The sequence below is a fragment of the Algibacter sp. genome (assembly GCF_029245835.1).
Lineage (GTDB): Bacteria > Bacteroidota > Bacteroidia > Flavobacteriales > Flavobacteriaceae > Algibacter_B.
Genome location: NZ_JAQWOO010000078.1, coordinates 1 through 5,641 on the forward strand (window position 1 = coordinate 1; position 5,641 = coordinate 5,641).

7 protein-coding genes and 2 pseudogenes are annotated in these 5,641 nt (G+C 28.5%); 5 read left to right on the forward strand and 4 right to left on the reverse strand.

The genetic code is table 11. The features are described 5' to 3' along the window. Positions 1-262: 262 nt before the first annotated feature. Together P8K68_RS12580 and P8K68_RS14960 are read right to left on the reverse strand one after the other, a co-directional pair. Positions 263-496, reverse strand: coding sequence for a transposase (locus P8K68_RS12580; RefSeq protein WP_300251539.1), 234 nt, complete (start codon positions 494-496; stop codon positions 263-265). A 169-nt stretch (positions 497-665) separates the two neighbouring features. After that, positions 666-779 carry a transposase gene (locus P8K68_RS14960; RefSeq protein WP_366143757.1) on the reverse strand — a complete coding sequence of 38 codons (114 nt, stop codon included), beginning with the start codon at positions 777-779 and terminating at the stop codon, positions 666-668. 433 nt (positions 780-1,212) lie between these two features. Here P8K68_RS14960 and P8K68_RS12585 point away from each other — a divergent pair, with 433 nt between their 5' ends. After that, positions 1,213-1,707: a CAP domain-containing protein gene (locus P8K68_RS12585; protein ID WP_300251542.1), complete on the forward strand. Its 495-nt coding sequence runs from the start codon at positions 1,213-1,215 to the stop codon at positions 1,705-1,707. A gap of 170 nt (positions 1,708-1,877) precedes the next feature. After that, positions 1,878-1,970 (forward strand): annotated as a pseudogene (locus P8K68_RS12590) (IS1595 family transposase); the annotation flags it as partial. A gap of 132 nt (positions 1,971-2,102) precedes the next feature. Here P8K68_RS12590 and P8K68_RS12595 read toward each other — a convergent pair. Next, positions 2,103-2,981 (reverse strand): annotated as a pseudogene (locus P8K68_RS12595) (IS982 family transposase). A 601-nt stretch (positions 2,982-3,582) separates the two neighbouring features. Beyond that, a complete protein-coding gene (locus tag P8K68_RS12600; RefSeq protein WP_300251544.1) occupies positions 3,583-3,960 on the reverse strand; it encodes a hypothetical protein in 378 nt (125 codons plus the stop codon). 147 nt (positions 3,961-4,107) lie between these two features. On the opposite strand from P8K68_RS12600, the gene P8K68_RS12605 reads away from it, so the two are divergent. From P8K68_RS12605 to P8K68_RS12615, 3 genes are all read left to right on the forward strand, one after another. Further along, the gene (locus P8K68_RS12605) at positions 4,108-4,437 is read left to right on the forward strand and encodes an HTH domain-containing protein (RefSeq protein ID WP_300251546.1); all 330 of its coding nucleotides are present in this window, start codon (positions 4,108-4,110) and stop codon (positions 4,435-4,437) included. A 63-nt stretch (positions 4,438-4,500) separates the two neighbouring features. Further along, entirely contained in the window at positions 4,501-4,854 is a 354-nt protein-coding gene (locus P8K68_RS12610) for a transposase family protein (protein WP_300251548.1), read from the forward strand. 202 nt (positions 4,855-5,056) lie between these two features. After that, on the forward strand, positions 5,057-5,260 hold the full coding sequence (locus tag P8K68_RS12615) for a transposase (protein ID WP_300251551.1): 204 nt from the start codon (positions 5,057-5,059) through the stop codon (positions 5,258-5,260). Positions 5,261-5,641 lie beyond the last annotated feature (381 nt).

Consider the following 5,641-nt stretch of genomic DNA (forward strand, 5'->3'; position numbering starts at 1 on the left):
GAAATCATACAAATTTTATCAGCATCATTACTTGATAAAACACCTGTAAATGAATTACTTATGAAATCAGATTACAATAATGTCAAAGAACTAAATACTAATCAACTGGTTTTCAACTTGTTTTAAGTGGACACTAGTGACCTTAAATCACAACTAATATGATGTTTTTTTGTTCTGACAAGTATCATTATTCGATAGTTGAACGTTTTAAGCACATAAAAATACCCAAATACATGTTGAGCTTTTACTAACCTAAGTTCGATTAATAAAGAGCCAACTGATTAGGTTTTACTGTTTGGTATTTTAGAGTAGGCTTTTTAGGTAAAAAACTATATGTTATAAGACCTGCGACTATATTTGATAAGAAATTAGTAAAGCTTCTATGCCTAGAGTGTTCAATTTGATAGATGTTTTTAAGTTCATCATTTACGGTTTCAATAACAGAGCGTTTTCTGAGTAAAATTTTATCACTCATTGTCATTAACGAATTCTTCATATTATTTTTAATTTAGGTAATTAAATGTAATCCATCAGCAAAAAGCATCTGCATTAAATCTTTTCCGAAATAGCCTTTATCTGCAAATAGTTTTCGATAAATTTTACCTAAAAAAGGCTTTTTTTTAAAGGTGTTCTATAATCAACATTAGCTTGGGTTATGCAGAAGTTTAGTATTTCACCTTTATCATTTTTATAAGGATATGCAATTTAAAACTATGAAACCATCCCGTAGTGTATTTTCCAGTATTGGCAATGCCTTTGAATACTTTATTATTCTTAATTTGTTTAGGTTTACAAACTCTAACTCATATTTATTAAACATAAGACCCATACCTAAAAATAAAAAAACAGCTTTTAATACGTATTTCATTCATTTATTACAAAATATTTTTGCACTAGCTAATTCATCGTATTTTTAAATCAAAAAACACAAATCGGTAATGCGTACCCCATTAGAAAAGTTATTAAAATTAGTCATTTTGAAACGAATGTCTTGTCAGAATTAAATAAAGAAACAGTAACAAAATATCTTAAAAAAGTAGCGTTACTTGCCAATCAATCAAAAGAGATTAGAGAACGTTACAAAAAAGAGTTTATTTATGTTGAACCTCTAGTCTTATATGGTAATTACAATTCATGTATTACATCCTCTCCTATTAGTATCTATTTTCTAATTGATATATTTTATAGGGTCAAAACTAAATTTACCTACTTATGAAGTTTTTAATAAAATTGCCATTATTGGCACTTGCTGTATTTACATTTATTTCTTGTACTACCTACAGCATTGACGAAAAAGCTGAATCTCTTCAGTTAAAAGTTCTAAGCCCCAAGACAAAAACTATTGAGGTTGAAATTTTAGAACTTATAAATGACCATAGGTTATCTTTAGGTTTAAATCCATTAGATAAAATGGCGTTAGTTAAATCTGTAGCCTTCACACATACCGATTATATGATAGATAATAATGAGGTATCACACGCTAATTTTTTTACTAGAAGCACCTATTTGAAAGAAAATGCAGGTGCTAAAACAGTATCAGAAAATGTAGCTTATGGTTACAGTTCAGCAGAATCTGTTGTAAGAGCTTGGTTAAAAAGCGAGGGTCATAAAGCCAATATAGAAGGTGATTATACAAACTTTGATGTTTCAGCAGAAGAAAATGCTGAAGGTAAGTGGTACTATACCAATATATTTATAAAAAAATAACATTGCTTCAATCAGAAAGCAATTAAGATTTAACCTTTTAATGACTGATTTTAGCAAATTAAACATAACTAATTATTGTGTAATGAAGAAATTAATAGGTTAATTATTAATAACTTAATAGAGGTCTGTAGATAAATGCTTAACTTTAAGATTAATAAATATTTTGAATTATGAACATATTTAAGGGCCAAAATCTTCTAGAGTTCTCTAATCGGTTTAAATCAGACCTAGATTGCAAAGAATATCTCGCTGGTTTGAAGAATAGAACCGAATTAATAACTAACTACTAATCTCTAATTACTTAATCGTTATTAAATTTAGCTTTAGGTAAAAAATCCTTTCAGAAATGAGAGGATTTTTGTTTTAATTATATTACAACATACCCGTTGTGCATTTTAAATAATGCTTATTTTAATATTGTTAATGTTTCTACCATATATAAACTTGTTGATATATTGAACGGTTGTTAAAGCTGTTATTTTAGAGAGTATTCTAGTTTTAAATCCTTTAAAAGACTTGGCGTAATTGCGTCTTATCATAAATTGATCACATAGTTGAGAGAACAATGTCTCTATTCTTTTTCTCTTTTTTCTAAACACAAAAGGTTGTTCTTTGTAATCTTTCTGATTACCTCTGATAGGAGTATTCAGAGTGATATTGCAGGTTTCAAATAAGTTGAGTTGTATTTCTGCGGATAAATACCCTCTGTCTCCAATTAATGTACAATCACTTATTTGTATTTTAATGTCTTTTAAATAATTGATGTCGTGAACCTAAGCAGGACTCAAATCAATACTTTGAAAAACACCGTTTATAGAACAAACAGCATGAAGTTTATAACCGTAATAATTTGCGCTTTGTGCAGCACAGTAGCCCTTATCTGGAAATGTATAAGTATCTTCTTTACAGATTTTTGATCGAGAACTTCTAGATAATTTACAAACTTCTAAAGGCATACTATCTACTACAAAGTAATCTTCAAACTCATTAAAAAGAGAAGCTAATTTTAGCCGAATAGTATTGAGATTATCGGCTAGTTTTCTTCGTCTTCTGTTGTAAACACTACGTTCTATTTTTTCCGATATGGTTTTTGGAAGTTTTCTAAAAAGGTCATTCTCGCTATCTATACCCATAAATTCAGCCGTTAAACTCAAACTAATAAGTTCTAAATCGCTAAGCTTTGGTTGTCGTCTTTGATAGGCTAAAAGCTGTTCTTTTGATATTTTTCTCAATACTTCCAAAATTCTTTCGTAATTTGCGTTTAAGTTGTTCATTGTTAATGTTTTATAGCTAAAACAAGTTGCTGATTATCAGTAAGATGAACAACTTTTTCCTTTTAAATCATAATGCACAACGGGTTACAACATTATAAAAACCATCAAAAGAATATTATTGGTCATAGGCTATTGTAATGGTGGCTTCCCACAAAGCACCGATGACATTGTGGACTTGCAACAAAAAGATTGACAATTAATTGCGATATTTAAACTGCTACATTTTGGTTATACATTTCCATTTCAAATTCGTTAATAGTGTTATACCCTTAAGTAGAGTGTATTCTTCTTTTGTTGTACCAAGTTTCTATCCAAGAAAAGGTGGATAGTTCTGCCTGAGATCTGTAATTATTATAATCCAATAGTTTGAATACTCAAAAAAAATCGAATATTACAGTAAAAAGCCATTTGCTGAAAAAAAACCAAAGTGTAATAGATAATGAATAAATTTGCCATTATCTTATGATGCTTTCATTAATAGTAAGGTAACGATTTGGGGCTAGGCGGAATATTTATTTATTCCGCCTTTTTTTTATATAAATAATATTTATAATTTGATGTTGTTTAGTAAAACTCAATTAATTATTTACTAAAGTAAATCTTAACCCAAACTAATTTCTGTCATTAATTGTTTAAATGATTTTCCAAGAAGTGCTGATTCAATCATAAAAAACGAAAATTCCTCTATATCAATATTAAAAAAGCCAATTTTTAAAAAAAAATGCTTTAATATCTTTCTAATCTCATTATCTAAATAATAATTAATTAAAACCACTTTATGTATAGAATAAACAAACTCTAACTTGATCTCGAAAGAGAAACAACTAATATCATTTGACAAAATATATTCATCTGCTATAACAGGTACAAATCCGAAAAATTCAGCATATTTATCTAAAATATTTTTTTCTAATGAATTATAATTATTATACGAAAAGTAATAAAAATAATAGAAAATAGAAATGTGTTTTTCAAGCATAAAATTAACTAATTATATATTGATGCATCTAAGTTAACAATTTGAGCCCTTATTTTTTTTTTTTTTATCAATTCCCCAATTTTTTTTTGACAACTAGGGTCACACACTTGTGTAAAGCTAATAATTTGATTTGTTTTACGTGCTGTTATGTTTAATCAAAACAAAGTATATCGTGTTCTGGAATTGATTTCTTTCTTAAAAACAGAACCTCCGAAATCTATAAAATATATATCGGCTCACTTTTTGATATCAGAGCGTAGTGTATATAGGTATTTGTATTTAATAGATCAACTGGGTTACGGAGTAGAAAAAACAAAAAATAATAAATATTTTATTGGACTTAAAGAAGAAAACAATTGCAAACTTGAATTAAATCGTGATGAAATTGAATTTTTGAAAGATTTATTATCGTCATCAAATATAAATCCAGATATGGAAGAATTTTTATTAAAAAAACTTCTAATACTGGAGCACTAATGGATTAATTTCAAAAGTTGTGTGTGAATTACATATAGTTTTCTGATTTTTGCAAAAAAAACTTTGGACCATTATCTAGAACTACTCAAAATTATTCTTCCAGAATTTATAATCAACCATTTTGATCTTGTAAAACATACTAAAAAAAGAGAAATAATGCATCTTTACTTTGAAGAACTAAATGTAACACCTAAAGAAGAATCTAAACGCACATTAATTGCACATGGATTCCATAAAGAAGTGACTATTCAAGATTTTCCGCTTATGGGAAACACAGTGTATCTGCACGTAAAACGACGTAGATGGCTAGACAAGACCTTCAAACAGGTAATGCAAAGAGATTGGAACTTAGTAGCGCAGGGAACACGTATGACCACAGAGTTCGCTGCTTCTTTAAAAGAAATTAATCAATACTAGAGCTTCAAACTGTCATACCATAGGGTATTTTTACAGTGTATTTGGTAAAAAATTACAACGCCAGTATAAAGACTACCTAAGTGATTTTAAAAACTGGGATCAAAAGAAACACGCAAAGCAATATCTCATCTTTCCAGAAAATATAGGTTCCTTTTTATCTATTGATTAGACAGCCCTGTCTAAAGGAGAACTCTATACTATTATTACCAACAAAAAAGCCAAACAAAAAAAAGGAAGTATTGTTGCCATTTTTGCTGGCACTAAAGTGGAACCTATCATAGAACAACTATTAAAAATATCAGCAAAAAAGCGCGCTATGGTAAAGGAGATTACTCTTGATATGGCTAACTCAATGAAAACTATTTGCAAAAAATACTTCCCAAAGCCACCTAAACGCAACAATTAGTCTTGATCCACACTAATCCTATTTAAAGGTATTTAACCAATTCTGGACCACATAAAAGCATAAAAAATAGTCGCAATTTCTTGCGACTATAACTAGCATTAAATCCTACTTTTTTACTAGCAATTCTAAATATTATAATTTATAGAGTGACTAATTCAAATAAACAATAGTTTAGTTTTTGCCGCGTATAAATTTTAGGCTTTGAATTTATTAATTACGATATATTATTGTTATTCGAGAAATAATACCAATTATATTTTAAAACGAGCCTAATTTTTTGTATATTTCAGTCATGGGAATGACATCAAATTTAAAGATCAAAGAAAGTATATCCAGTTTAGAGGCTGCTTTCAAATCATCGGACAACTTTAAGGTCCGCCA

What these genes read in the sequence shown, in the direction of transcription:
- P8K68_RS12580 (WP_300251539.1), bottom strand. Translation starts at nt 496, where the DNA reads ATGAAGAATTCGTTAATGACAATGAGTGATAAAATTTTACTCAGAAAA.
- P8K68_RS12585 (WP_300251542.1), top strand. Translation starts at nt 1,213, where the DNA reads ATGAAGTTTTTAATAAAATTGCCATTATTGGCACTTGCTGTATTTACA.
- P8K68_RS12600 (WP_300251544.1), bottom strand. Translation starts at nt 3,960, where the DNA reads ATGCTTGAAAAACACATTTCTATTTTCTATTATTTTTATTACTTTTCG.
- P8K68_RS12605 (WP_300251546.1), top strand. Translation starts at nt 4,108, where the DNA reads ATGTTTAATCAAAACAAAGTATATCGTGTTCTGGAATTGATTTCTTTC.